20 protein-coding genes and 1 pseudogene are annotated in these 26,907 nt (G+C 59.4%); 4 read left to right on the top strand and 17 right to left on the bottom strand.

Annotated elements, in window-relative coordinates; genetic code table 11:
* Positions 1–301: 301 nt before the first annotated feature.
* Positions 302–1,528 carry an FAD-dependent monooxygenase gene (locus AC1DB0_RS23245; protein ID WP_476757876.1) on the bottom strand — a complete coding sequence of 409 codons (1,227 nt, stop codon included), beginning with the start codon at positions 1,526–1,528 and terminating at the stop codon, positions 302–304.
* A gap of 139 nt (positions 1,529–1,667) precedes the next feature.
* Here AC1DB0_RS23245 and AC1DB0_RS23240 point away from each other — a divergent pair, with 139 nt between their 5' ends.
* A complete protein-coding gene (locus tag AC1DB0_RS23240; RefSeq protein ID WP_476757875.1) occupies positions 1,668–2,609 on the top strand; it encodes a LysR family transcriptional regulator in 942 nt (313 codons plus the stop codon).
* Between the two features lie 648 nt (positions 2,610–3,257).
* Here the strand turns inward: AC1DB0_RS23240 and AC1DB0_RS23235 are convergent.
* From AC1DB0_RS23235 to AC1DB0_RS23215, 5 genes and pseudogenes are all read right to left on the bottom strand, one after another.
* The gene (locus AC1DB0_RS23235) at positions 3,258–4,184 is read right to left on the bottom strand and encodes a helix-turn-helix domain-containing protein (RefSeq protein WP_476757874.1); all 927 of its coding nucleotides are present in this window, start codon (positions 4,182–4,184) and stop codon (positions 3,258–3,260) included.
* Positions 4,185–5,062: 878 nt separating this feature from the next.
* Complete coding sequence (locus AC1DB0_RS23230) at positions 5,063–5,416, bottom strand: response regulator (protein WP_476757873.1); 354 nt, start codon at positions 5,414–5,416, stop codon at positions 5,063–5,065.
* A gap of 242 nt (positions 5,417–5,658) precedes the next feature.
* Positions 5,659–6,780 (bottom strand): ATP-binding protein, encoded by a 1,122-nt coding sequence (locus AC1DB0_RS23225; RefSeq protein WP_476757872.1) that lies wholly within the window; start codon positions 6,778–6,780, stop codon positions 5,659–5,661.
* Between the two features lie 349 nt (positions 6,781–7,129).
* Positions 7,130–7,752 (bottom strand): annotated as a pseudogene (locus tag AC1DB0_RS23220) (tyrosine-type recombinase/integrase).
* Positions 7,753–8,008: 256 nt separating this feature from the next.
* Positions 8,009–8,437, bottom strand: coding sequence for a hypothetical protein (locus AC1DB0_RS23215; protein WP_476757871.1), 429 nt, complete (start codon positions 8,435–8,437; stop codon positions 8,009–8,011).
* A gap of 531 nt (positions 8,438–8,968) precedes the next feature.
* Between AC1DB0_RS23215 and AC1DB0_RS23210 the strand changes: the two genes are divergently transcribed.
* The 3 genes from AC1DB0_RS23210 to AC1DB0_RS23200 all read left to right on the top strand — a co-directional run bounded on the left by AC1DB0_RS23210 (position 8,969) and on the right by AC1DB0_RS23200 (position 13,061).
* The gene (locus tag AC1DB0_RS23210) at positions 8,969–9,364 is read left to right on the top strand and encodes a hypothetical protein (protein WP_175170251.1); all 396 of its coding nucleotides are present in this window, start codon (positions 8,969–8,971) and stop codon (positions 9,362–9,364) included.
* 1,196 nt (positions 9,365–10,560) lie between these two features.
* The gene (locus AC1DB0_RS23205; protein ID WP_175170250.1) at positions 10,561–11,337 is read left to right on the top strand and encodes a hypothetical protein; all 777 of its coding nucleotides are present in this window, start codon (positions 10,561–10,563) and stop codon (positions 11,335–11,337) included.
* 302 nt (positions 11,338–11,639) lie between these two features.
* Complete coding sequence (locus AC1DB0_RS23200) at positions 11,640–13,061, top strand: DUF1254 domain-containing protein (RefSeq protein WP_476757870.1); 1,422 nt, start codon at positions 11,640–11,642, stop codon at positions 13,059–13,061.
* Between the two features lie 586 nt (positions 13,062–13,647).
* Here the strand turns inward: AC1DB0_RS23200 and AC1DB0_RS23195 are convergent.
* The 11 genes from AC1DB0_RS23195 to virB11 all read right to left on the bottom strand — a co-directional run bounded on the left by AC1DB0_RS23195 (position 13,648) and on the right by virB11 (position 26,834).
* Positions 13,648–14,535: a YihY/virulence factor BrkB family protein gene (locus AC1DB0_RS23195; RefSeq protein WP_476757869.1), complete on the bottom strand. Its 888-nt coding sequence runs from the start codon at positions 14,533–14,535 to the stop codon at positions 13,648–13,650.
* 361 nt (positions 14,536–14,896) lie between these two features.
* Entirely contained in the window at positions 14,897–17,767 is a 2,871-nt protein-coding gene (mobF, locus tag AC1DB0_RS23190; protein ID WP_476758748.1) for a MobF family relaxase, read from the bottom strand.
* A gap of 55 nt (positions 17,768–17,822) precedes the next feature.
* Positions 17,823–19,451 (bottom strand): type IV secretion system DNA-binding domain-containing protein, encoded by a 1,629-nt coding sequence (locus tag AC1DB0_RS23185; RefSeq protein ID WP_207472314.1) that lies wholly within the window; start codon positions 19,449–19,451, stop codon positions 17,823–17,825.
* Positions 19,452–19,516: 65 nt separating this feature from the next.
* Positions 19,517–19,921: a hypothetical protein gene (locus AC1DB0_RS23180; RefSeq protein WP_207472310.1), complete on the bottom strand. Its 405-nt coding sequence runs from the start codon at positions 19,919–19,921 to the stop codon at positions 19,517–19,519.
* 9 nt (positions 19,922–19,930) lie between these two features.
* Positions 19,931–20,638 carry a StbB family protein gene (stbB, locus tag AC1DB0_RS23175; protein ID WP_476758747.1) on the bottom strand — a complete coding sequence of 236 codons (708 nt, stop codon included), beginning with the start codon at positions 20,636–20,638 and terminating at the stop codon, positions 19,931–19,933.
* A gap of 482 nt (positions 20,639–21,120) precedes the next feature.
* On the bottom strand, positions 21,121–22,002 hold the full coding sequence (locus AC1DB0_RS23170; RefSeq protein ID WP_476757865.1) for a KfrB domain-containing protein: 882 nt from the start codon (positions 22,000–22,002) through the stop codon (positions 21,121–21,123).
* A gap of 736 nt (positions 22,003–22,738) precedes the next feature.
* Complete coding sequence (locus AC1DB0_RS23165) at positions 22,739–23,788, bottom strand: helix-turn-helix domain-containing protein (protein ID WP_476757864.1); 1,050 nt, start codon at positions 23,786–23,788, stop codon at positions 22,739–22,741.
* Positions 23,789–23,852: 64 nt separating this feature from the next.
* Positions 23,853–24,122 (bottom strand): hypothetical protein, encoded by a 270-nt coding sequence (locus AC1DB0_RS23160; protein ID WP_476757863.1) that lies wholly within the window; start codon positions 24,120–24,122, stop codon positions 23,853–23,855.
* Positions 24,123–24,297: 175 nt separating this feature from the next.
* Positions 24,298–24,765: a hypothetical protein gene (locus AC1DB0_RS23155; protein ID WP_476757862.1), complete on the bottom strand. Its 468-nt coding sequence runs from the start codon at positions 24,763–24,765 to the stop codon at positions 24,298–24,300.
* Complete coding sequence (locus AC1DB0_RS23150) at positions 24,749–25,429, bottom strand: hypothetical protein (protein WP_476757861.1); 681 nt, start codon at positions 25,427–25,429, stop codon at positions 24,749–24,751. The genes AC1DB0_RS23155 and AC1DB0_RS23150 overlap by 17 nt, the downstream gene beginning before the upstream one ends.
* Positions 25,430–25,814: 385 nt before the next feature.
* The gene (gene virB11 / locus AC1DB0_RS23145) at positions 25,815–26,834 is read right to left on the bottom strand and encodes a P-type DNA transfer ATPase VirB11 (RefSeq protein ID WP_476757860.1); all 1,020 of its coding nucleotides are present in this window, start codon (positions 26,832–26,834) and stop codon (positions 25,815–25,817) included.
* Between the last annotated feature and the right edge of the window lie 73 nt (positions 26,835–26,907).

Genomic DNA, 26,907 nt, shown 5'->3' with positions numbered 1-26,907 from the left:
CGCGGCATTATCGGAACCGGGGAAATCGGAATTCGAGAGGCTGAGACGCCGCGAGGAGTGTGACGATTGGACGGCGTATGGACGCGCGCCCTACGTAGTACCCGGGGCAGATTCTTAGCATGGTTTACTGAAGTTGGCCGTAACCTGGGCGGAAAGTACCTCGAGCCAGCAGACCTCTTCCGACCCGTTGCAGCCGTTCGTCTACTATGCAGAGCTTATTGGCCGGCGCCCGCATGTGAGCTGACTGGATGCGTGGAAAGAGKCGTTTGCGTAAAACCCGATGCAGTACACCTCGCGCACGTCATTCCATACGGTACAGATTACCGAAGCCAGCCTCCTGAACTGATGTGCCCTCGGTGCAACCAGGCAGTGGCAGGCTCCGTCCCCATCCGGCGGCCAAGACCTGCACATCAAGCACAGGATCGGAGGCCTTGGCCCGCTCGTTGCGGATGCGACAGATTTCAGGATCGGTGGCGAACAATCCGCGTGCGAAGACCCTGCCCTGTTCCGCCAGCCTTGCTGTCTTGGGGGCACGGATTCTCGAAAACGCCTCGAAGACGTCGTCCAAGCCACCACTGGCGCCATCCAGGCACCGGGCCAAATGCCACGCATCTTCCAGCGCCTGGCACGCACCTTGCCCCGAAGTCGGCAACGGCGCATGAGCGGCATCACCAACCAGCAGTACGTTCGCTCGGCTCCATGTATGCAGCGGCTCCAAGTCATGCACCGCAATCAGCCGGATGGCATTCGCGGGCGTGGCCCGGATGATATGCGCGACCGGTTCAGGCCATCCCGCGAACAGGTCCTCGACCTCCTTACGTCTATCTGCGGTCGGTATAGCTTCAGATAGGGGTCGAGCCTGCGCCGCGGCCCAATACACCAGTTCGGGTCGAATCGCCACGCAACCAAAGCGCTCGCCAGCCCCCCAGAAATCCTGAATCGAAATATCGTCCACCAGCGCCTGCTGCCCCTGCGCCACGCCGATCCAGTTCACGAAGCCCTGATAGGTAGGTGTGTTGTCACCCGCGACAAACTTGCGCGCCACCGAATCCATACGGCCGTCGGCGCCAATGAGCAGATCCGGGCGGATACTCGCGCCATTTTCGAAATGCGCCACGGCTCTGCCTTGAGCATCCAGCTCAATGGCCATCGCCCGGCGCCCGAACTCCACCGGAATCTCCGCCCGTGCCGCATGGTCCAGCAACACCTCCTGCAAGTGCCTGCGTAGCACCGTGTAGGTTGGGTATCCCATCGTCCGGTCCAGCAATCCAATATCGAGGCCTCCCAATGCATTTCCCGCAGCATCCTGGCGACGTATTGTCAGCGGCCGACCGCCAATGGCCTCGATGTCTTGCAGCAGTCCAAGTTCTTCCAGCACAAAGCTGGCATTGGGCCAGAGCGTTACGCCGGCCCCCATGGTTGTTGGCACCGCACGGCGCTCATAGACTCGAGGGTTGTAACCCTGCTTGCGCAATGCCAGTGCCGCGCTTAGGCCCGCAATGCCGCCGCCAAGTATTCCAATTTCCACGCTGAATCTCTCCTGTTCATACGGTGCCCGGTGCACGGTCCACCGCGTCACATCAGGCAAAAGGGCATGTTAAATTTCGCCATTCCAGATTACTAGCGTGCAAAAATTGGACGTTTTCATACCTCAAACGGGATAATCAATGCGCGGTGCACTCGATCTGAATACTGTCCGTGTCTATGCGGCAGTTGTTGATGAGCAGAGCTTTGCTGGCGCATCACGTTTATTGGCCATGCCTTCGTCCAACGTCAGTCGCCACGTTGCCGCACTGGAACGCAAACTTGGCACACGCCTGCTGGAACGAAGCACCCGCCATCTGCGCATGACTGAAGCCGGGCGGCTGCTCTACGAACGCGCCAAGCCCTTGCTCGACACTCTGCTCTCCACGCAGGAAGAGCTTGGCGCGGTACAGCGCGAACTGCGTGGTCCTCTGAAGATGTGCATGCCGGGCGAGGCACCAAGGCTGCTTGCCCCCATCCTGGCCGAATTCTGTAGCCTCCATCCGGGGATCGAGCTCGAATGCGATACCCGGATGACCGGACTGGAAGTGCTTCGAGAGGACGTTGACCTTTCCATCGTCTTCCACCGGGGCCATCAGGAGGACAGCGCTTTCATCACCCGCGAACTCGCCACCCTGCCCAGCATCGTGGTTGCCGCCCCCTCCTTGCTGGCCAAGACCGGCATTCCACGCCATGTGCGCGAGCTGAAGTCTCTGCCCTGCATCACCACCCTCAGTGCGCTGAAGGGCCAACCCTGGCAGTTTCAGGACGTTGCGGGCGAAATCGTCAAGGTACCGGTCCGCAGCCGCTACCGCGTCAACAGCGGAGAACTGGCCGTGGCTGGCGCACGGCAAGGCATCGGCTTCGCGATTGTGGCGGCTTATCCCTGCCAGGAAGACCTTGCTACGGGTCGATTGCAGGAAGTACCACTCGACCTTCTTCCTGCCCCCTTGCAATTGCTGGGGGCATACAGCCATCGCCATTCCGTGACGGCGCGCGTCCGGGCGCTGCTGGAATTGATACAGGTACGGTTGGCTGGATCGACGAGCCCTCACATGGACCCCAGACCGCGTGGGACGGTCTAGGATCGAAGTGGTGTACCGGGCTCAAAGTGGAATTTTTCGAAGCGCAAGCAGTGGCTCGCCATGACTTCTTCAATGGCCGCTTCTGACCGACAGCGGACCACCGAGATCTACCGCTGTGCCTTGCTCTCTTATGGGCGCGGCTGAAACGCGCTTATTGGCTTCGGTAAGCGCTGACCGGCAACACTGGCCGAAACCCGCTTTCGGCGGCTCGGATGGCCGGGTTATCGCCGCGATCTCCAACTGGAGGTGGCCCTGGAGACTAGCGAGCAACTTCAGTCATTTGTTGATGCTGCTGCCCAAGTTGAAGGCGTCAATGAGTTCTTCGATGAAACGGATGGTTGTGGCGACCATGGCGAAGGCTTTGGGCCTGGGATAGGGTTGACGAGGATCAGGCTCGGCGCCTGCCGAAACCCCGCACGCGGGGCATGAGCCGGGGCTTTAGTGAATGGAGGGAGGGCGAGACGGCAGCTAGCCGACGGCGGCCTGCGCGGGTAGCGACGAAGCCGTACACATGTAATCTGCTGTCGCGGATGGCTTCTGGACCTTAGCGACGTGATCGCGGATATGATCAGCCTTGGCAGCTCGCCGATCACAGCTGAGCCCTCCGGCTTGCGTCGCATCCGCCTATTCGATTCCGACGAAAAATCGTCAGCTTGGATTGATATGCGGACGAAGACGGCGCTGCGTTTCTGAAGGCGTTTCAAGAAACAGCGCGTGATAGCGCGCGGCCGCGTACGTGGAATACGGGTAGCCATGCTGAAGAAAGCAATCGGCAACGGTCTGCTCATGGGTGCTGTATGCCAGGTCCAGATAGACGTCGTGGAGTTTTCTCAAGGCTAGGTAATGGGCTGGGCTCATGCCGAAACAGACCTGGAAAACGTCACGCAAGCTGCGTTCGCTGATCTTCATGCGCCTGCACAATTCATCAACATGCACGGCCCGCTGCGCGTCGCGAAAGATCGCTAGCGCCACCGCGCACACCTTGGGCAAGCGCACGCTGGGCCGACCCATGTTCTTGTCGTGCGGCACACGGTCGGCGATCAGATTACGCAAGCGCTGCTCGATCAGACGGCGCCCCAGCGCGGGCGGGCAGGCTGGGGCCATCGAGAGGAGCGCGGCTTCGCGCAGTGCGGCAACGTGCACGGGGTCCGTCTTCACCATGTCAGCCGCGTTAGCCCAGCGCCGCAGCGTCTGCGCCGCGAAGGTGTCGTCTATCAATAAATCGGACGCGAGCGGCAGCGCGATAGTGATCCAGTCATTGGGACCAGCGGCGCGGAAGACGAACCCTTTTCCAGGCGCCAGCACACCCATCGAATCCTGATCAAAAGGGACGCCATTCAGCCATGCCCGGGCGGGCGCGGGTTCCGGCAATAGCAAGGTCAGGTGTGTCGCCCAGCCCGAGGCTTCGCACAGGTTGGGTACCTGGGTGACGCCGCGTTGCACGTCGATGCCATCCACATCCAGATGTCCGGTTCGCCAGCCCCCGTCTCGGGAGCCGAGCAGGAATACCCGTGCGTCGGCGTGGAAGAGAGCGGCCGCGTACGAATCAAACGACTCGAAGTGCTGCAATTTCATCCAAGCCTCCACGCAAGAGAGCTGACGATATATTGCGGAAATAAACATGGACGCTGCGCTTCGGTCCTAATCGGAGACGCGGCCTAGGCGCTGTCCAGATCTATATTTGCATGTAAATCGGGGTGGCAGATGTCTTTAGCGGGTCGAATCTATCTGCTTGCATGGATGGGGGGGATTTGCTATGTCATTGGAAACACATTCTGCGATCCTCCGACATGCTCGACTTACGCCTGGCCGCTAAGCGGCCCCTGATTGTATGGGTTGTTGGCGTCAACGTATCAGATAACTTGACGCTCGGCCGGACATTCCACGGGGGCAACGCCTCGGCATTTTTGGTCGCCTTGCCTGCTTATATTATGGGGCCAGTGCCGCGTCTCCTCGACCAATCTGCAGCAACCTGACTTTGAATCGCATGGCGAGCGGAGGCGTCATCAGGGAAAACAACAGCGGGTCCACCCACAATTACCCACGGCCCGTTAACGGCATACTGCACGTGCGCTATGACTCCAATTCCGTCCGCCGCGCGAACCATCCTATATGTCGCGCGAACTCCGTTGATGACCACCGTTCCATCCAAGTGATTCTCCTGGGTCAGAAAAAATTCCTATACAAGTGGAGAATGCCACTGCGCACTGGGCCAGACACCGGGAGAAACCCCTGGTCCGGTTTGCCCAGCAGTAATGCAAATTACTGCTCTCAGTCTGCGGATGACGTCAGCGCGTTGATCACGGAGGCCACCAGCTAAGAGGACAATACCCCATTATCTGCGATGGCTGCGCGGAAATGTGCGCCAAATGATTAACGAGCAGACTCCGGACTGAATGGCGGTTTCTGGCCGCTTGCCGGCATGTTTACAATCGGATCGCAGTGACCCTGGTTCACGCTGCGCCTTGTTTCCCGTTCAGGAGCAATTCCAGCTGGTCAAGCATCTCTGCAGGCGCCCAAGGTTTCAGTAGAAATTTCATGCCTGCGGGCAGTGCGTTCGCATCTGGGTGCTCGCGGCCCGATGTAAGTAAGACCGCAATCTCTGGCGATTGCCTATTTACGCGCATCGCCAATTCGAAACCGTCCATGGTTCCGGGCATTTGGATATCCATCAGCATCGCTTGTATGTCGGGCCGGTCCGCAAGGCGCCGCAGTGCGTCGTCCGCATTGCTGGCCTCACTGACGACGTATCCTGCCTCCGTCAGTAGCGTCGCCAAGAGCCAGCGGGCGTCGGGGTCATCGTCCACTACGAGTACAGGCGGAGCTCCAGCTGGCGCTTGAATGCGGGGCATCAGTTTTGTTTCTCAATGGGATTGCGGCTGCAAACGGCCTGCATAGTCGGCTTAGGCACAGGTCGCCCACGTGGGCCCGACTGCGACGGTCAGCAAGCCTTATTCCTACGGCCTCATAAGGACGTTGATTCGGCGTGGTGACCCGGCACGCGGGGCGTACAGCTTACCGCCCGGTCGACGCTGGGTGCCCCGGCTCATCATTGCGGATGCCGAGGAATACGGATGGTGAATGTCGTTTGCTCAGCAGTCGATTCAACGCCTATGGTGCCGTGATGAGCGTCGATGATGCTCTTGCAAATGAACAGGCCGAGTCCGAGGCCAGCCGCCGAAATTCGGCGGTCCGGGTAAGGCGTTGCGCGGGTCAACGGGTCGAAGAGGGTGGGGAGGGCGCTGGATAGGATCTGTTCTCCGCCGTTGGAAACTGTCAGCCCGAGCCACTCACCTTGGTCCTCAACACTAAGGTTGATCGTCCCATCTCCATAGCGAGCCGCATTGGAGAGCAAATTCGACAACACTTGTCCCATCTGCCCGGCGTCCCACGTCCCTAACGGGTTGCCGCTGCAGCTCAGTGTGATTGATGCTTCCGGGAAGAGCACCCGCGCTTCTTCAATCGCGGAGCTGCACAACGTATGCATCGACAATAAGGTGTGGTTTGTCGCCTGGATCTGACCCAGGCGCGCGCGTGTAAATATCAGCAAATCGTCAATCATCGCGCGCATTCGCAGTACTGAGCGTTGCACGATCGCGGACGCACGCACTCCTGCTGGAGAAATCGTATCGTCGCGTACCAATATTTCCGTCGCGTATTGCAACACTGCCAGAGGAGCCCGCAGATCGTGCGCGAGCACGCCGGCGAACAAGTCCCGAGCTCGCTCTACCCTGCTGGTGTACTGCTGTACCGATTCGCTGAGCGCCTGGTCGATCGCTTCGTTGAAGCGAATTATTTCTTGAAATGACTCTCGGTCAGTCGTACCGAGAGCTTGCCATCTGCGCAGCACACTCGCGCGCAGGGCGCGGAACTCGGCAACCACATCGTTCAGCCCAAATCCCTGGGTGCGCCTGTCGTCAGCGTGCAGAACGGAAACAAAATCGAAGCCTGCGTCTCCCTCTGACTTCGAGCCAAAGGATTTCGCCGTCTGCTCCGCTTCGCTTTGTAATCCCTCCATATTGGCAGCAACCGACATCAGGATTTCGGCGGCGGAGTCACGAAGTTGATCCTCTGACAAATTCCCTGCTGCCGGCTGAAGCTGCCTGGCGTATCCAATCCAGTCATCAATCAGATCTTCGCGATGCTCGCGAATGAAGCTAGCTATGCTCATGAGCACTCCTGCAATGGCGCTCTACCGGCCTAAGGATTGCGGCTGACCATGCCAATAGCCTAGGCCGTTGTAGCAATCAGTATGCGCCGCATGATCATCGTGACCAAATAGCGCATTTGTCACGGTGCGCCAGCACCAGTTCACCAGGGGCGATGGCTAAGTCCGAGGGGGAGCGCGGGACGGTCGCTTAGCCGAGGCCAATCGTTCGCCAACCGCATTTGGCTCAGAGCCCGCAGGGTAGGGTTGAATGACTGCTACTCGTCGGGAGCGTGAGCTTGAATCATCGCTGGACAGCAAAAAGTTCGACATGTCGTCCAGCGACCCGTCTTCTGAACGAGTGGAGAGTGGTTTAGATTTCCGTCTGCTCGGAGAGCTCTAGGGCATCATCAACCTCGATGCGAGATACCGCACTGTCGATTCCAGCTTGGAGTGCCCGAGGAGCAACTGCACGGCCCCCAGGTTCTTCGTACGCTGGTAGATGAGGGTCGCCTTCGTGCGTCGCATCGAATGAGTTCCGTAGTTGGCGCGGTCCAAACCCAATTGGTCGACCCAGTTTCCGAGAATTCGGGCGTATTGGCGGGTTCCCAAATGCGGTGAGGCGTGAAGCCGGCTGGGAAAGAGAAAGTCCTCCTGCTTCAGTCGGGCCTGCTTTATCCACGTCTGTAATGCTTACCGGGTAGCTTGCGTGATTTCAAACTGTACGGGGCGCTGAGTCTTGCGCTGCATGACTATAGTGCGCATTGCCATCTGATCACCATGGCATATGTCTCGGACCTTGAGCGCGACGAGGTCGCGGCCGCGAAATTTGCTGTCGATGCCCAGGTTTAGCAGCGCCAGTTCACGTAGACGGCCCTCTATCTGAAAGCGAACACGCAGTGCCCAGATATGCTTCGGTTTGAAAGGGGCCTTCTGCCCAACGATCTTTCCTTTATTCCACGGCTCATGTCGAGTGGCTTCGGGTGTGGTGTCCATGATGGTCTCCCATCGAGTTGTTGGATTCCACAGAATGCGCTCTGCTCGTGAAACGACTAGGAACACGACTGCAGCTGCGCAGAGCGACGTTCTGAGCGATGGGGCATTGACCACTGCCCAGCACGAGGCGGCCGTCGTCGTTCCCAGTCACAAACCAGCGATTTTTCCAATTCCGGAATGGCTGGATTCTGCTGCGCTCAGCTGCACGGGCCGTGCCGATTGCGGGAGCTACAGCATGGAGCACCGAGATGTTTTGCTACTCAGCGAGGATGCGGCCGCGACGCCTGCGGGGGGGGCAATCCGTGCCTTCTTGCGTCTCAGTTGGCCGCGTCAGTTCTGCAATTCCCTTCTGAACATCATGAAGGAAGGAGCCCGACTCGAAGGTGTGAATTATTGTAGGGACTGCAAGTTCAAGCAGGCAGGTTAGCATCTCGGCGAACCACCACTTCGCCAAACCGTTGGATGGAACGACGTGGGCATGTGTTAGGTAAGCAATCGCGCGGGTCACTATGTTGGGATCTCGGCCCGATTCGATCACGCTGACGACTTGTTCATTGGCGAGTCGAACGAACTCGCCGGCAAGCTGAGCGACGGGAATTTCTGGTGTGCCCTGTTCAGACCAAAAGGCTTGTCTCGCTAGGGTGCGGCAGGCGATCTGCAGTGCTGGAAGATCAATGTCGCGCATTCGCGGTTCTCCTCGAGGGTGACCTAGTGATCCGCGTTTTTATTGCTATCCGCTTATCCCCGCAAGCTATCGCTCATCCGTATTGTAGGACTAACGATTATCAGTAATCCCCCTGACTTTGTGCATCAAGCGAAGGTTGACCAATGCCTCAAGTTTAAAGGGCTGAGATCCTGGGTAGCTTGTGGCATCAGACGCCAACGTTGACGGGGAGCCTTGATTAAACTGCGGCCGCTCCCGACCCGGAGCGGCCGCTCAGCGATCTTGCTAGCTAGGGATGTCGGTTTCAAAGTTTGCTCAGAACAAGAGATCGATGGCTGCGACGGGCGCGGCCGCGCCGCAAAAATTCTCCGGCACTAGGTCTGGTCGAGAGAAGAAATCGAAACGTCTTAAGCCTTGACTGAGATGATGCACCGTGCGCAGATGGCACCAGGCGGTGCTGCGTAGCCTTTATGGCACTACCGCGTCCCCTTGATTGCGCGGGCGCATCCTGCACCGCTACCCGGAAGCCCCCGTAATGGGGATGTCCGCGGCTTGACGCCCGAGCAACTCAGCTATCGCAGCGTGCTGTTGACGTTCAACCGCGACACCGAAGACGCACGCTGCGCGCGTCGGCCGGATCGTAGTAACGACTACAGCCGCGAAGCTCGCCAAGCTTGCCACGTCGACGGTAGCACTCAGACGTTCATGGCAAATCTTCGCAAGGCGGGGTGGATCAAGTACCACCGGAAATCGTTCACTTACTTCGTTCGACAGGGGGTTCCTGTCCAGGTGATTGTGAAACAGTCGGATCGCACAGCTTCTCTGGAACCCATCACGCTCGAGGAAGTAGACCAGGCGCTGAGCCGCGAAACCGACGCGTTGGTGCACCAACAACAGCTGCAGCGTAACTCAGACGCAGTGCTCCACCAGCTATCCACGATGGAATGACGTGACGCAAAACTGCGACGTCTCGACAGGCGCCGCACAGCCAGGCTGCGGCCTTCCAAGCCGCTTATGTGGGTTCGATTCCCGCAGCCCGCTCCAAACGAGTGAAGGCACGCCAGCGAAAGCAGCGGGCTTTTTTGTTTTGCACCGCCGGATGAGCTACGGGATAAGCCGTGATGTGGGTGTGTGCACTACTGTGCCGTCGGGCAGTTGATATTGGCCGTATCCCAACCAGCCCACCGTCTGGCCATTTGGGAGGCAACAATAGAAGAAAGCATTTTCGCCCTTGTCACCGGGGAGCGTGCGTGCCCGTCGCTCTATTCGGAAGCGCCGACCATCGTCCGCGATAGCCACTACTGCAATGGAGCTTTTACCTGGGTTTGCCGGCATTTCGCATTTCCTGTTTTGTTTTACTAGGATGTGCCTATGAGTTTCGCGTGCGGCGCCCCGTTCTGTAAATCCGCCGTTCGGCTGGACCAAAAACGGCAATTGCGGCCTTTTTGTATTGCGCGGGGCGGCCGAATGGCCAGACTGTCGCCGCGCAGGCCTGTTGGAGATCGCTAAACGCCGGCAGTTGGTAGGCGGCATGCGACCGCGAGTAAAGTCGTACCGTCGGCTAGTTGGAATTGGTTTTCACCTAACCAAGCCACGGCGCTTCCATCCTGCAAGCAGCAATAGAAGAACCCCTGCTCGCCATCATCGCAGGGTAGCGAGCGGCATCGACGCTCGATTACAAAGGTGGTGCCATCTGGGCTTACCGCAATCAACACTGTAGGACGCTTCGTGTAGACCGTTTGCATGGCGCGACTCCGATGAAGTGGCTTGGCAAGTTCAGCGCCTCGATTGGGACACCACCCAGCCTTTCGGTCAATACATCTTTAGCCCACATCCAATAACACATCGGGCTACTGCAAGGGGGTTTCCTCTCCGTTTGCCAGTTCGCGCGGCAGCAACAAGGGGTAACCCCTCACTCCCTTCGAAGCCCTGCTAGGAATAAAGTGCCTTAGCCGGTAAGAGGGAGCCGCCATGAAGAAAAGGGAATCACTGAAAGTCATATCTGCCGAAATCGGTCTGTTGGAGCATCGCGTAAACGCATTGCGTGCTTGAATATGCAATTCCCGGAGTGATGTCGTTTCGATAGAGCCCCTCGGGGTGCTGCCGTGAATTATTCACTGGCTCTTGCGGGCCGAGGCGGGACGATGATAAAGCTCATCATAGGATGTCTGATTGGCGGGCTCCTCTACGCCGACTCTGGTTTTGGCGCCGAACGGGATGCTACGCCTGCGTTAGACCTCCGGCATACAAGCGAATGGGAGTTTTCAGTCACGCCCTATGTGTGGGCACCGGCGCTGTCTGGAAAAGTGTCTCACCGAGGTTTGCCGGACATCGATGTAGACACGAGCTTTGATCAGATCTTCGATAACCTAGATTTCGCGGCCATGCTTACCGGCGAAGCACGTAAAGGCCGGTACAGCCTTTTCGGCGATCTTATTTATGCAAAGGTCGGGGCACAGGGCGACACGCCGCGGGAGGTTGTAGCGACTAGTGCGGACGTCCACAGCAAGACGTTCACGGGGCTGCTGGGCGCGGGGTATTCGGTCTTTGATCAGTCGCCCCACAGCCTTGATGTTGTGGCGGGTCTGCGTGTTTGGTCGGTAGACACCGACATCACGCTCAAGGGGGCACGCCTGAACGGCAGGAAACGCAGCGATGGCGCGACATGGGTCGATGCTGTGGTAGGAGTGCGGGGAGGCTACGTTTTCACTCCAAAGCTATATGCGACAGGATGGGGGCTAGTAGGCGCGGGCGGCGCGAATGCGGATTGGGATGTTGGAATCGGCATTGGATACAACATCAGCAAGAGCTTCTCAGCGACTGTCGGCTACCGTGCGTTGGGCGTGGATTACAGTGCCGGCGGCTTTAAGTTCGATGCTGTGCTTCTCGGCCCAATGGCTGGCTTGACCATCCGCTTTTAAAAAGATGCTTTTCAGACTCGGTCCGTGCCATGTGATTAGCCGCATGAAGTCACGAAGCACTTATAGGGATTCCGACGAGCCGTGCAAATAGGTCGTTCCCCTACGCATAGCGGGCGTGCGCCTCCAACTTAGAGGGGAATTCTGGGCCCGGTGGCTGTTCCGTGGCATCACCTCGCGGGGAGGTTCACATGAAGCCGGGTGCACCTTCAGTTATGAAGTCGTGATTGGCCTCGACTCATCCTGTCGTTAGTCAGTGGTGAGCCGATCCACCCAATTAAACTTAATAAAGGGAATAGAGCTTCATGGACATCAAACTACCGAAAGCACTTTGTCACGCGATGCTGGTGATTGCGTCCTTCACATCCTCCTATGCCTGCGCGGAAATCAGCCCCTCCGAAACGCGGGCAATAGCGGAAGAAGGGTACATCTACGGTCTGCCTATTGTGATGAACTACGCGATCATGTACGAGTACGCCGTCGACAGGAACTCAAGCCAGTACAAGGCACCGTTTAACCAGATTCGCAGCCTGCACCATGTCGCCAATTACAAGGACACCGCCATCATCTCGCCGAACAGCGACACGCCCTATTCCATGATGTTCATGGACTTGCGCAGCGAGCCGATTGTGTTATCAGTGCCTGCGGTGAAAATGCCTCGGTACTACTCKGTGCAACTTATTGACGGCAACACCTACAATTTCGGCTACATCGGAAGCCGTTCCACTGGGGATGAGGCTGGCGACTACATGATCGCTGGCCCCAACTGGAACGGCGACATTCCACCAAGTGTAAGGAAGGTCTTTCGTTCCGCAACGCAGCTCCCTTTCGCGGTCTTCCGGACCCAACTGTTCAACCCGACCGACATGCCCAACGTCGAAGCTATTCAATCGGGCTACAAAGCACAGCCGCTTTCTGCATATCTTAAGCAGCCGGCACCTCCTGCCGCGCCTGCGATCGCCTTTCCAAGGATCAACAACGATCTGGCAAAGACAGACTTTTTCACGTACCTGGGTTTCGCCTTGCAATTCAGCCCGGCCGCACCGGACGAAGTGGCGATCCGTGCGAAGCTTGCTCTTCTGGGCATTGGCGCGGACAAGAAGTTCAGCTTCGAGGAGCTGTCCGCTGAACAAAAGAGCGCCGTCGCTCAGGGCATACAGGATGGGCACGCCAAGGTCGAAAATGCTATCAAGGATCTGGGCACGAAAGTCAACGGCTGGAACATCGTGGGGGCTGGCGGCGACAGGGCCTTCTACCACGGAGACTGGCTGAAGCGAGCGGCTGTGGCGCAGGCGGGCATATATGCCAACGATGCCGAGGAAGCCACGTACCCCCTGACCACGACCTTGCCCAATGGCGAACCGCTTGACGGTAGTAAACACAACTACACCATTACCTTTCGCGACGGACAACTGCCGCCAGTCAATGCTTTCTGGTCGGTGACCATGTACGACGGCAAGACGCAATTGCTAATTGAAAACTCGATTGATCGTTATCTCATTAACTCGCCCATGCTCTCCAGCATGACGAAAGAAGCGGATGGTTCGCTGACGCTCTACCTTCAGAAAGCGTCTCCCGGCGCGGACAAGGAGAACAACTGGCTGCCAGCACCGAACGATCTCATGTACTTGGTAATGCGCCTCTACTGGCCTAGGACAGACTCGCCTTCCATCCTGCCTCCGGGGAAAGGAACTTGGAGTCCACCACAAATCGTCAAGGTGATGTGACCCACCAAGAACAATTGCACTAGGGCGGCCCCCCAGGGTTGCGGATTGCCGCGTCGATGCACGACAGGTCCGATAATCGATCAGACTTCAGATACTCAACCATCTTGCAGTTGGGGCAAAGAGAGGTGTCGCAACCGATAACTCTTCGCCCGTGTTCTCTTTTGTTGAAACGTGCGCGGCACGCCTTCACTTGGTAGTTTTTAAGGTTCCGGGTGCAGGCTCTGGCGGAGAACAGCTTTCGAGATACGCCGCTTACGTCGTTGCGCCCCACTTCTGCGCGAATGTCGACAGGTCCGAGAGTTAAGGCGATGATCGAATTGATCCTTCGCTTTCAGTTCCGGCCGGGCATCAGAATAAATTCCGAAAGGTCCGATCTTGGCCGGAAGCGAAGTCGCGTCATGATGATCCCGGCCTCGCTGAGAACTGTGGAGAAGACGTGTAACTCGAACCCGTGGATATGTGGACGGCCGCTGAGCGACCATTTGACTCGCTGCGCTCGGCCCTTGGACCAGCACTAATAGACAAACGTTGGACAGGCTCCGCCTGACCCTTGCGGCTCTTGTCCGTTTGCAAGGCAACCGGTGAGCTAGGTTCGCGCATCGCTTCTGGTAGGCGAAGCAGGGCTACGGTCTCGGCGGGATCCATGCGCTTCGGCATAAGCGCGGGTAAATTCGGCACCCAACAGAAATACCTGGGCCGCGTAATAAACCCAGATCAGCACGATCACCAGGGATCCCGCCGCAGCGTACGAGGAGGCGACGGACGCCTTAGCCATGTACAGGCCGATCAGAAACTTCCCGATTTCGAACATAACGGCGGTGACAAACGCCCCTGCCCAAACGTCTCGCCAAGCGACTGAGACTTGAGGCATAAACCGGTAGATCATCCCAAAAAGCAGGGTGAGGATGCCCAGCGTAATTGCTGCGTTAACCGCTTGGAGCAGCATCCCCCAGCCGGGGATGTCGCCGCCCAGCCAACTGCCCAGTGCTGCCAGCACTGTGCTGACGACAAGCGAGACGACCAATAAAAACGCCAATGTCAAAATCAGGCCAAAGGAAAGAAGACGCGCGCGGATCAGGGCCCAAATGCCGGACAGCTTCTTGGGGTTGACCTTCCAGATGCGGTCCAGCGCGCTCTGTAGTTCCGAAAAGGCTGTCGTCGCCCCGACTGCCAACATCACGAGGCTGATAACGGTGGCAGCAATGCCCTGCGCGGGCTCTTGCGCACCCAATACGACACTTTCTACCGCCTTCCCGCCCTCAGCGCCGACCAAGGCGCTGACTTGGGCTAACAACTGTCCCTGCGCGGCTTCGCGGCCCCAAAAGAACCCTGCGATTCCGATCACGATAATAAGTAGTGGCGCCAGCGAGAAAACCGTGTAGAACGCGATGGCGGCACCCATGCTGGGTGCGTAGTCGTCCAGCCAGTTCGTCACCGTTTGTCTGACTAACGCATAGAACCGTTTGATAGCCATTTTCGCACTCCCAGCGCATGGAGGGACGTAGCAAGTGGCGTGCCACCTCGTATCGAGCTCCGCTTGGCATGAATACGTGAAGCCGAAGGGGCGAAGACGTTGGGAAGTAGTTCGTTTACTGGGATCCACCAGCGGATACTCAAACCCGTGTGGATGAGCGCTAGCGCGACTGATCGGCATGCTTCGCTTGACCCATGGACGGTCGCCGTTCATCTGGTGCATGAACGACCGCTCTTGGCCGGAAGCCGACTATCGCGGACGTCTGGTGTCAACGGCGGAATGCCTAAATCAGAGCACAACTTGTCCAGCCTCACATCCTGGCTCATAAATCCTCCTTGAGAGTTGTAGCGATGTAGTTTCTTCAAGAATTGAGTTCCTTGGCTGGCGCGTCTTTTTGCGGCCGCCAAGGGCGTGTGGATTCCAGACCGATATCGAGTGCGGCCGTTTTCTCCTCCAGCCGGTTCACGGCGCCGGACAGCTTTGCGGCATTCTCGGTGTAGATTTCCGTGTGAAACCGCGCCCGCGAAATCGCCACGTAGTAGACGTCGCGCTGCGTGGTGCGGCTAAAACTCTCAGAGTTAATCAGCGCGCGATCGCATGTAAGTCCCTGCGCGCTGTGGCTCGTGGACGCATAGGCCCGATCTAGATGCAGCGGCGCTGTTGCCGCGTTCATCGTGATTCGGCGTCCGTTGCCGCCGATGGTGACCGTTGTGGGCGTGACGGCGAGCACTTCAAACCGATCACCGTTAGCCAAATCGAGAGCCGCGTTGTGCCTCGTCGCCCGAACCCAATCGCCGGCGGATAATTCTGCCTTGACCGGTTCGTAGACTGACAGCTTGGCGGCGCGGGCAGGATTGAAGGTGGTCCGGACCTTACTTCCCATATGCTCGACGACTAGGTCATTGGGCTTTCCGGCAAGCGTGCCAATAACGCGGTACATCTCGCCCTGCCGCAAATTCCCGGTTTTGTAATCCCGCTCCGGCTGCACAATATCCCCAGCGATGAAGTACTTGGCCACGCGCCGTTCTGCCTGCGTCGTGTCCCGTCGGGTCAGCATCTTGAATTCAAAGCCGCGGCCGCCCAGTCCGAGCGCCTGGTGAGTGGCCTCGTTCAGCGCATTCCGAGAATCGTTCGTCCCGGTCACGATAAGCGTCTCCCGCCGCTCATCGTCGTTCAGCGTTGCGTATCGCGTCGCTATCGCGTCGTATCGTTCGCCGTCGTCCTTGATGGTGTGCACGGCTTTCAGCTTCTGATCTAACACGCCAAGGGAGGCCGAGGCCTGACCCTTTGCCGCCAGTTCCACCGCAGCCTTCAATTCGGGCGATTTCTGCCGAATGATGTCGCCCATTAGGGCCGTGGCCATGCCAGCGACCTGCAACTGGTGAAACGGGCGGCCAGCCTCGATGGCCTTGGTTTGGCCCGTGTCGCCCAGCATGACGATGCGTGCGTCGTCAGCCTCCGCCATTTTCATCAGGCGTTCCATGAGGCGGGCAGGGACCACGCCCGCCTCATCGATGACCAGGACGGTTTTCGGATCGAGTTTGAAGCGGTCTTTCTGACGTGCCTCCAGAACAGACGCTACGGTCCTGGATTCCATTCCGAGTTCCCGCAGGGCTTCGATMTGCTTGCCGTAGGACGCCACGGCCTGGACCTTGAAGCCCGCGGCTTCAGCGGCCTCCTTGACCTGAGCCAGCATGTGCGACTTTCCGGTTCCCGCCAGGCCTTGGACGCCGATGAACCGGTGTGGCGTGCTGAGGATCAGATTGGCGGCCGCCAGCTGGCCAGGCTTGAGTGAGCGGCCAGCCATAGCGCTTTGGGCTGCTTGAATATCCAAGATTGGCGCGACCTGGTCACGCCCTTCGCGCTCGATCTGAAGGATTCGCTTTTCGCGCTCCCGAGCCACCTGGGTGGTGTACTTGGCGCCGGCCGGAACAAGCTCGCCTCGAGCAATCGATATGCGGATTTTATCTTCCGCGTGTTTTTTGCTCATGCCACCGACGATGAGGGCGGCGATCAAGTCCGATCGTGATTTCCCGGCGCCGTCTTTGTCCTTCGCGTGCCGGTACTGAATCGTCCCAAGGATCAGATGGCCTTTATCAAGTGAGCGCTTGACGGCCGATCTGAGATCGCCCAGCTTTATCCCCATGCCATGCGAACGGTGCAGCGCGGTCTTGAGCATCTCCTTTCCGTCCATCACGGATTCGCGTTCAGTGTGGTGCTTGATCGCCCACCGGAGACACTCGTCGGCAATCAGAGCAGCCGCCTCCAGCGTCAATTCCTGACGGGGTGGCTTGCCGCTTTCCAATCCGGCTTCCTTTTCCAGTGGTTGCTTTGCTCCATTGAAATCAATGCCGAGTTCAGTCGCCTGTCGTTCCCAGTCACGCTGAAGCTCTTCGCGAGAAATTTCGGGTGCCTTGTCCAAGCGAGTTTTGAGGGCGATAGTTTGCTTGAGCGCTCTGCTCGCAGATTCGCGAGTTTCACCCAATGCCGCCAGTTCGGCATTGATGTCCTGCGAACGCTTGGAGAACCCTTCGATGTGGTCCCGAGAGATATGCGCGAGTTCGAAGCTCTTGCCCTCGTAGCGAATTTGATGGCCGGACTTCTCCAGCCTGCTGGCCAGCTCGGCGTGATACACCGATTCCACCATGGACTTCAATCGATAAATTTCATCGTTCGATATGGCGACCCAGCGCCCATCGGCCCGTTGGGTGAGGTTCATCAACAGCGCGTGGGTGTGCAGCTGGGGATCCGAATAGGCACCATCGGTGGGCCTGGCCGTCTCGTGCCGAAACTTCGCGATAGCCGCGTTGCCCGTCAGCTCCGTCGTGGTTATTCTGTGCTCCGTCTGGCGCGCGCGCAGTAGCTCTTGTTCCAGAAATTCCAGCGCCTTGCTCACCGCGTGGTCGTGCGCCTCGATGACTGATGGATCCTTGCCAGCCAGCGCCTGGATGCTGACGCTCTTGGGCGGTGAAAACGTCATATCCAGTGCCGCACGCGCCTCAGCATCCATCCTGATCGAGCGGGATAGTTTGACGTCAGGGCCGAAGTCACCGCGCAGCGCGCGCAGAAATTCCTCCTGCTGAATGGCGCCGGTCAATCCGAGCGCGTCAGCCGCCTTGCCTTGCCACTGGGCGGCGGTCCCGTCGCGGCTGTAGTAATCGTCCTTCTGGTCGGCGTAGTAATGCGAGGCCTTTGTGGCAGCGCTCCGATGGATCGATTTCAAAGAGATCATTAGATTTCCAGTACGCGCAGACCGCCATGCAAGGTGACGGTCCGGCGTGAAATGGTTATGCGGCCATGGTCGGATCTTCGGGCAGATCCACCGCGGTCCAAGGTTGGGGACCGTCGGTGGGAGCATTGGCCATGCTCCGCGCACCGGCTCGCTTCGCTTCCACGAAAGGTGCGTTGCGAATGGCGAAATTCCTCGGCTTAAGGAGGAATTTCGCGATTGGCCGATCGCCGGCGAATGCGACCCAACCAGTGAGATCAGGCAATGTTTGAACCTGAGCGGCCGTCACGACACGTTCGATCTTTCGCTCCATGCGCTCGGTCGTGTTGGCCGTCTTTCCGGGGTTTCGGCTGTCGGAGTAGTCGGGCCGCAATACCTCGTGCTCGCCCAGTGACTTGGACATAATCTCGGCCGTTTCAAAGTCGGTCTTTGATCCGCCGAGCACCACCAGCGAGCGAAAGCTAGCCCGCAATGTCTGCGACATCTTCTCTCCAAAAATATCGTCCATCTGCGATACGGACTGCAGGCCGGCCAGTGCGCGCCCGCCATTCTTGCGACCCTTGGTAAGGAAGTCCTCGAGGCTGGCCATCTTTTCCATCGAGCCCAACTCATCGATTACGAGCCACCAGCGTCTAGCCTGGTCTTCCGGCAACGAGAGCAGCGCCGAGCAGAAGACGTCAACGAAGGCGGAGATGAGGGGCTTCATCGCCTCCTTCATGTCCTCGCGCCAAGTGATGTAAAGGCTGCCGTGGCCGTCTTCCATCCAGTCGCGGATGCTGAACTGGCCAGCGGGCATGGTGACGTGTTCTGCCAAGTATTTGGAAAGGACAAAGCGGGCACTGGTCAGGGCTTTGCTGGCCTCGGAGGAGCCGGCAAATAGCGATTCAGCCAGCGTGCCAGACAGAAAGGTGCGCAGGTCCTTGTCCGAGGCGATAGTGGTCCATCGGAAAAGCTCGTCGATTGAAGGCGTTCCCAGCTCGTTGAGCTTGCGAGCAGTCTCTCGCAAAAGAAGACGAGCGTAGCCGTTCCACTCTTCAGCGTTAGCGTCCTTGCCAAGCGGGACAATTGACAGCGCCAACCGCTTCCAGTCGTAATCAGCGCGGACTTCGTTGAAGAACGACCACCCCTCGGTACGCTGGTCGTATGGGTTGAGCAGCACATCGCTTTCACGGCCGAACTTGCCGTAGAGGTCGCCGTTTGGATCGACTACGACCATGCGATCGCTCCGGCGGAGGGCTGAATAGACGAGGTTTCGTAGGAGGACAGACTTGCCGCTGCCTGTCGCGCCGTTCAGAAGGATGTGGAGGTTCTCAATGCTAGTCGGCATCGGGACGCCGGCCACATCGATCTGCTGCCTGTCTCGCTCTGTGCAAACCTTCTGGAGCTTTCTAATCGGCACCGCCTCGGTGCCGCGTATGTGCTTCTTGTACCCCGCGCCGTCAAAGCCTTCTTTGGTCGAGTATTTTTTGAGCGTGAGCGAGAGTGCCAGGGCCAGAACGAAGCCGATGCTCGGCGCCGCGATCAGAGCGGGGTAGTCCGGCGTCGATATGACCCAATGCGACAGGACTAGCCAGGTAACGTGCGAGAGCGGAATGCCTGACATGATCTTGGCAGTGAGAAGCCAGGCAGAAAGGGGCAGGAATAAGAGGACGAATTTGATGATTCGCCGGCGTATGTCGGGTGCCATGAAGTCCTTTTGGAAGATGATTAAGGCGCCCCGGGGCGCCTTGGAGATTGGGCCTGCGAGGGCTACTAGCGAAGAGCGAGGGCCACCAACGCGCCGCCGATCCCGCTTCCGACGAGCGCGCATACGCCGCAAAGCACGCCAGCTCGCCACGCGGCCGCGGGCAATGCTCGAGTTGCAACGCGCGTTGCGATACGGGCGTCTGTGGCCGATTTTCCGAGCGTCCGGCTTGCTTCTAGCAGAGCACGCGCCGCGTTGCCGCTCGCGTGCGCAGCCGCGTCCAAGCCAGCTTGACGCACCATGGCCGGAACCGCCTGCATCGTTTCCGCGATTTCTTGTTGCCGGACGGTCAGCTGCTCGATCAGAACGACGAGCTGCGCGCTTTCCTGCAACATGTCGCGGTACAGAAGCTCCATTCTGCTGCGGGGAATGACGGAGGAAGTGGCCGGGCTTTCGGGCGGAATCGCGGTCATAGTGCCTCCCTACATGAAGAGGGCGCCGAATGCCCTGTCCAGCTGCATGTCGACGGGCCTCGCCAGTGATTGCAGGGCGTGCATGTCGCTGAGATGGCTGACGAGCTTCTGGTCGTTTCGATCAGCTTCGCGCAGCTCCTGACGGTAGTTGCGCGKATCGGCAAGGATCTCCCTGATCGTGGTGCGCTTGTTGGCCAGCAGATCGAACACCTCGTTCTCAAAGATCGCTGCTTCCGGATTGGCCAGAAAGTCATTCGAACGACGTGCGTAACCAAAGATCGCGGCGAATTCCTCGTGCACATCCGAATCAACGCGATTGAAAAGTACCCGCAGGCGTTCTGCCGGCACTCCCATCTGCGCGAGCATCTCGATTGTTTTGATGGTTTCGCGCTGCGCCTTGCCCGAAGCGACAACGGGTAGCACGTAGTAATCAATTTCCAGGTGGGCCTGGTCGTACTTCACCAGCTCGGCCAGAAAGTCCTCGATGTTGGAGGCGCCGACGTCGACGATTGCAGCTTCTGCCATGAGCAGCTTGCGAAAGAGGCGGCCGAATTGCCCGCCACGCATCTGTTCGACATCCAGCCCCAGATCGGCTGCGCTTTCGTTGGTCGATTCAACGGCGATGATCTCGGCGTCCGGGATGCGGGGCGCCAGCAGGTGGCTGGTCGTGATGGTTTTGCCCACAGAACCGGAATAGTTGACGGTTGCGATCTTCATACGAGAGTTCCTATTTTCTTCGGCCGAGTTCGGCCAGTTCATTGAGATCAATGTGATCTGAGGTTTTGCGAAGCCGCACAAGGTCGGCCTTGCTTGTAATCGTTGGCGGGACTGCGGGATGTGCAGGGGGATTGGAGGGCGGCGTCGCGCCGGAGTCATGTTGCGATAGAGGGCTCGTCGGGACCTGGTTGGAGGATGGCGGGCCGACCTGACGCTTCCGCCAACGGAGAAGGGCCTGCCGGACAGACTCGGCTTTCAGCGCGTGCCCTTCCATGGCGAGAGCCTCCGCCATCTCGCTATACGGAACGCCCTGTCTTTGCAACGCATCCAGCGTCGGCAGCAATGCCCGAATCCGGGCCTTTCGGCTCGAGGTCCCCAAGTTGTTTAGCCGCTGAACTGTGGTGGGCTGAACGCCGTACTGCGATGTGTTTTTCTTTTCCATGATGAATCGCTACACCGTTGCTGGTGTTCAGGGGGCTTGCCTAGCGCTCGAAGGCGCCTGCGGACTTTTCAGCGCCCGGCTTCTGTAAAACCGTCGCTTCGAGTGCAAGGGTGTCGACCTGGCGTAGGAGGCCTACCGTGCCGCAGGGATAGCTAATTTCGACTTCCTGGCCCACGTAGTGATGAGGGTTCTGAATGGCCAGCGCCCCGAGCTTGTGTTCAATTGCGATCTCATCACCAACGATCTGATACGCGTTCTCGCCCCGTATCGAGAGTATCGGGCCGCGATAGGTCGCGCCGGTTGCTGCGGGCTGCACGGGAAGCGAGCCGTCCCAAAGGGCATCTGCAACGTCGAGCGTCAGCTCTGCGGCCGCCCCGTACTCATGGAGGAGCTGGGCCGCACGGTCGGCAGACATGACGGAATAGGACCACCCTTCGGCATTGCGAGAGTCATCGACCACGTACTCCTTGACGAGCGCCTCGCCCAGCTGGTCGACCGCAAGCACGGTGATGCTGGAACGATAGGCCGGCTCTTTCGGCGCCGGGTTCCAGAACTCCGCGCGCGCCTGCTCGGGCACGCTGGCCTGCAGCGCCGTGTGCGTCTCGAGATGCGAATGGTCGTAGAAGCGCTCCGTGTCGATGTCGCGCACGGACTTTCCGTCCCAGCGCTTGAGCCCCTCGGCCGCGGCGCGTTCGAGGTCGTCGTGATACGGGTCGGGCGACAAGTTGCGCGGATCGACGACGGCGTCCTCGAGCGAGGGGGCATGGACGAATCGCTCGCCGGTGCTGATGACCGTGATTTCGACCGGCTTGCGGTCGGCGCTGGCGGCGAGGGTACGCGGGCCGTTTGAAGCGGGCGCGTGATCGTGCCGGCCAGGGCGAAATAGCGCCTGGACTTTGGTTTTCCAGTCGGAGATTTTCATGAGATTTCCTCGGGTGTGTGATGGTGCGAAACGGTCCAGGCCGCGCACTGTCGTGGGGTTAAGTTGACGCTGGCGGTGGTGTCCCTCCTGCTGGAGAACCGTGGGGTTGAAGGAGGGGGAGCCGCGCCCGTGAGCGGGCGCGGGGGAACCGTTGCGGTTCCCCGGGGGGTCGGAAGCGCGGACGCCGCCAGGCGGCCGGCCAGGGGGGCAGCAGCCCCCGCGCTTTTGGGGCCTGCCGATCCCCACCCGGCGGATTCGCCGGGAAGGGGACGGACCTTTTCTCCCGCACGGCAGACACCGGCGCAGCCTCGGAGGGCTGCAGCGGTGGTGTGGCGTTGACGGTGTTCAGCAGGCAGGTCGTGGCGCTCGGGGCGGGGCGAGGCCAACGGCCCGCGACGCCCGGGGGGATGCGTTTCCCCCGCCTGGCGGCGCATTGCGCCGGCGGGGAGGGGGACTGAAGCTAAGGGGTTCAGGCCGGCGCCGCAGGCGGCGGGGCGGAGGGAGCGTAGCGACCGGAGGGTAGGCGGATCGGCGTTCGCGACGAGCCAGCGCCTCGCGCGCGACTCTCTCTAAAACCTATAAAACCTATATATACCTATTGGGTACCGTTTTCGGTACTGGCAAAAAGCCGTTTTCGGTACTGGCGAACGTACATATTGGGACGGGCAAAAATACTTTTCGGGCTAGGCCCAAAACTGGGACTGGTCCCGATATGGGTCCAGGCTGTGGACAACTTTTAATGAGACGGCACGAGTCCGGCGGCGAGGAATACGCGCGCCTTGAAATGGGGCGGCGGCTCGTTCGGAGCCTGTTCAACGCCTAGCTTCTTGCCCGTGGCCACGATGCCGGTCCAACTGTTCTGCCAGGCCATGCCCGCCGTCTCTCCGGCGTCACGTTCCCGGAAAACCCAGAGCCGCCATGACTCGAACCAATCGGGCGACATGCCCAGCTCCCCGGGCCTGGACCGCATGTAGGCGCTGAAGGTGGCGGCCGTGGCGTCGATCTTCTCGTGCGTCCAGAGCGGCCGCTGCTGCTGCGTCCAACTTCGCCACCGCTCCGGCAGGGCCCATGTTGCTGGAAGGCTGGTGGGGCCGGCGCCGGCACCGCGCGCTTCGGGCGGGCGCTTTCGGCCCTTTCGCTTGGCTCCCCTGGGCGCCTTGCTGGCAGGCCTGTGCTCTGCGGCAGGGGAAGTGGGAAGGCATGCAGCTGCGAAGCCAGCCCCCGTTGCTTCGGTTGATGCGCCCGCTGAATGAATACTCCCGTCCGTCCCGCCGCAGTGCTGCGAAGGTGCGTGCCCCTTGGGAAGATACAGAGATTCGTCGACCGCGGGTCCATCCTGCTCAGACGGCCAGCGTTGGTCGGCAGTCGTCCCGCTGTCGCCGGCCGGAGCTGCCGGTGGCGCATTTCCATCCTCAAGCTCAGAGCCGTCCTGCAGCGCGAGATCCTGCTGCGCTGCCTGCGATTCGCCGCCGGCGACGGCGCCGGAGGTCGCGAGTTCGATCAGGGGGACCGCATTCGGGCACAAGCGATAAATGATGCTGCTGCGGTTGTCGCCTGCACGTCGCCCTGTGTCCTGGATCGCGCCCAAGTCGCGAAGGCGGCCGAGGGCTTCGATGACCGTTTTGCGATTCAGATGCGTGACCTTGGCCAGGTAGTCGATCGATGCGAAAACCGTCCAGTGGTCGGCATCGTAACGAACGAGCTGTGCCAGGTTCAGCAACACGAGCTTGGATGAGGATTTCTGGACGTCGGCCATTCTGGCCCATTTGGATGCTTCGACGCTCATGTTCGCCCCTTGCGTTGCTGCGAGTTATTGCCGGGTAATGGGTCTTGCTGGTACAGCGTGCCGGTCACGAGTTCGTCTCCAGTGATTCAGCGATGGTGCGGCGTGCGCGCAAGGGCAGGCCGTGTGCTTCATAGAACTCGCGGCGGGCCATTAGCCACGCCTTGTAGGGCCACGCTCGGCGCTCGCCCCAGGGGTAGGCGTCCTTGATGGCCTGGTGGGTTTGTTCGGCGCTGAGGCCTTCGGCGCTGCAGCGGTCGAAGACGCTTTGCATGATCTTGTAAGCCATGCGGGTGCGTGCTTCCTGCGCGCCGCGTTTGCGGTTCGCTCGGGTCATGGAAGTCTCCGGGAGGAATTGGCGTCGGGACGGCAGAAATGGCCCACCGACGGCGGCGCAAGCCTGGACATGGGCGAGCGCGCTGGAATGACTTAAGAGGAAGAGGGTCCACGCGCCACCCGGCGGGGCGGCACGCTTGCTGGATGGCGTCGTGGGTTCACCCGATATTTCGAGGCTACTGGAATGGACCCGGTTGGAAGATCTCCTCGGCCCATGAACTAAGGCGGGCGATATCCGCATCCAGTTTTCGTCGCCAGTAGAATTTCACCGGGCTATCAAGGGTGAACAGCAGAATGTTTTCCGTGTTGAACGTCCCAGACACCTTCCAGTAGTAATGCAGGGCTGTCGAACCCTCTTGGTCGCGACGAATATGGGCGGCGAATCGCGCGGCAATCGATGGTGTCGTAAAAAACGACACAAATGGCGGCCGGCGAATCGGTAGGCCGAGGTAGCGGTGCCCTTCACAGCTGCTGATGCTCGCGACAACGCCAGGTACATTGAACGCTTCGACCAAGCCACGAATTCGTGTATCAATAACACCCAGGCAAGCAGCTTCGTCGTGAGACCGCAGCGCGCCTTTGAAGCGGCGGACTGTCACCTTGGTGTCAATGACAGCCCGACCTTGCTCATTTGCCGATAGCATCACTGCACCCCCGGGGAAACCGACTGACGTATACATCGCCATCGGCAGGCGTGTTGAAGTGCAGGCGTAGCAAGCGGCCGGTGGCCTGCTTGTAGCTGGACAGCGCTCGCGCGGGCATGGAAAGGAAAGCCAAGAAAAAGCTGAGCATGCCGATGACGCCGACAATGTTCGTCAGCATTACGCTCTTCATGGCATGTTCGTTCCACTCAACATATAGCTTCGTCAGAAACGGCATCGCTTCATCAGGGATGATCATTGCAAGAAGCGCGAGTAGCCAGAAGACCACCACGGGAAAGACGAAGAACATCTTCGCGGCGAGGGCAATCGTCCATCTCAAGCACGACACCAGATGGTCAAGCGCCATGTTGCCATCGCGCAAGACTTTGCGCAGGATGGCGGCGTAATCCGCATCCGTGATCGCGCCAATCGAAATGTCATTCACCGAGACCTGCCAGATCCAGGGCTGCGGGTCAGCAATTCGCCCCTGCAGTTGGCGGTCATAGCGCGCCGCTGTGAAATACACAAAGAGCGCGAAAACACCGGCGGATATGCCAAATTCGATCATCGGCATACCGCTCGCTGTCCCGATGACGAATATAAGCAGAAGGCCAACGGCGGGCCCGCCAAGCCAAAATAGGAGGGAAGGTTCGAATTTTTTCAACATGGATTTTCCCGACTGCGAGCAAAGCGCTCGCTAGGTGAAAGAGGGTGGTAAAGGGATCGCCTGTGGAACGCTCGTCCGACTTGATTCAAGGGCCACAGTGCAGGCAAGCGGAATCTGCCCGTCTGCAAAACTGCGCCTCAACGCCAGAGTTGGATTTACAGCCGCTCTTGTCGCTCGATGGCGTGGATCGCGTCCATCAAACCGTCTACAAGCTGGCGCATGTCGGCAGCGGTAAGGGATGCGGATCCCGTCGGCCCGCCAAGCGTGTCACGGCACTCCATGGAAAGAAGTGCGGTTTTCCCCTTCCTGCATTCGTGCCTGAGCCGCAGAACACCCGGCAGTCCTACCGGCGATATGAACGGAAGTTCGACGTCTACACGCGCATTCATTGCACGCGCCCGGGGTTGAAATAGACCTGCGTCAGCTTGTAGTCGGCGAAGTACAGCGAGATATCCAGCGTGGAAAACAGGTAGCGCCGAATGGTGTCGACTTCCATCTGGTTTCCCGCTGCCGACTGCTTGACGAGCAGGGCAACGCGTTCGAACGTATCGCGCGCACTGTTGGCGTGCGTGGTCGTGACGGACCCAGGATGGCCCGTGTTGAGCGCGTTTAGGTAATCCCATGCTTCGGGACCGCGCAGTTCGGATAGGAAGATCCGATCGGGCGAGCTGCGCATGGCGGCTTCGATGCACTCTGTGGCCGACATCCGGCCAGCACCTTTGCCGTAGATCATGTGCACACGATTGGGATGGTTGGGCAGAAAGAGTTCGTGCACGTCTTCGATGGTCAGCAGGCGTTCGAGGAACGGCACACAGTCGATGAGACTGCGTGCGAACGTTGTCTTTCCTGAGCCGGTCTTGCCCGCGACAATGATGTTGCGGCATTGAATGACTGCGCGTCGAAGAAACTGAAGGATGTCCCCTGCCTTCATGAGGTCGAGCAATTCCTTGTCGGGCTCGGTCAGATTGCCGGCGCTACCCATGGGGCCGCTCACATCGACCCAGTTAGCAAAGGCTCCTTCGGCGGCCAGCTCGTCCAAGGTCTTCACGACGCTGCTGTGCTTGCGAATGTTGATCGAAAGCGTGCCGTCGATCACGGCCGGCGGCTGGGCCACCTGTGCGCGCTCACCGTCGGGCAACAGCAGCGACATGATGGGGCTGAAGTTGACGTTGTTATAGCTGGCCATGGCCGACACCAGCGCTTCCAGGAAGCTGAACGTCAGCTTCGGATCATGGCGTTCGTGCCATTGCCCGTGAGAGCGCGTAAAAATCACGCCAGGCCGCGTAATGGTGATCTCGCGTACGGCGTCATCTGCCATGTAGCCGGAGATGGGTCGCATCATCTGGCGTAACGCGGTGTCACGACCGCCCGAGTCGATGGGCGATGCGTTGTGAGAATCTTTCATGGGATGCCTAGTCAATGAACGCTGGCCCCGCTACCGAATGGTCAGGGGGCCAGGCGCTTGGTCGAGTAAGAGG

It is taken from the genome of Achromobacter sp. 10T422 (genome assembly GCF_056394065.1).
Note: the sequence above shows the minus strand (reverse complement) of the source record. Positions and strands in the feature narration are given on the sequence as shown.